General features: G+C 40.1%; 1 protein-coding gene. It reads right to left on the reverse strand.

The features are described 5' to 3' along the window. Window positions 1-668, reverse strand: a 668-nt coding sequence (locus tag VZ95_RS24815; protein WP_156995522.1) for an NUDIX hydrolase, incomplete at its 3' end; no start/stop codon positions are given. Window positions 669-783 lie beyond the last annotated feature (115 nt).

Genomic DNA, 783 nt, shown 5'->3' on the forward strand with positions numbered 1-783 from the left:
TCTGAAAGAGATGTAAGTAGAATTTCTTTGTTTTCTTTTAGAAATTCTTGAATATTATCCAATGGAATGAATGAAATTTCAGAATATTCTTTGCTGCCAAATTGTTCGTATGCACTTCTGATTTCATTTTCTGGTAAAGACGACATTAGGACAAAAATAATATCCACAACGCCGGTTGCGACATCTTCAACAAGGCCGCAAACTTCGGTGGATGTCACCGAACTGGCATCGAGACCAAGTTCTTCCCGAAGCTCGTCTAAGAGTTGCCCTCTAGGGTCGGGCAGGCTGAGGCCTCCTGCTGGGGCGGGTTCCCAAAGACCTTCATGGGTTGAAACATTATTGCTTCTCCGGCCCAGGACGAGTCCAGCGGGAGAAATGAGAATACCCGTAACGGCTAAAGGACGAATTTCAGGTAGATTAATAAAAATATCAGGATTGAGGCGGCGAGCAATGACTGTCCGGTAATCAATCTCTTGGATCGTTAGGGTGTTTTGCGTATGTCCCGACAAACTAAAAACGGGATCATTCGTGATTAAGCCATTTTTTTTTTTAAACTCTTCATTCCATATACGGTTTAACTCGTCGTTTAAAGAGTATGGAAATTGATACGGGGGTAGAATTTTGATGTCGCAGCATTTATTTAATGGGAAAACACGAGTTTTAGTCATAATTAAAAACCATTCTGGTAAGAAGAAAGAATAATACTGGAAACCTCATCCAAATTTTTTACATTTATAGTATTGTGTAATCGTGGGTCATTTACATCAGACAAGAAGAAACTCT

Origin of the sequence: Elstera litoralis, from assembly GCF_000963705.1 — a bacterium.
Lineage (GTDB): Bacteria > Pseudomonadota > Alphaproteobacteria > Elsterales > Elsteraceae > Elstera > Elstera litoralis.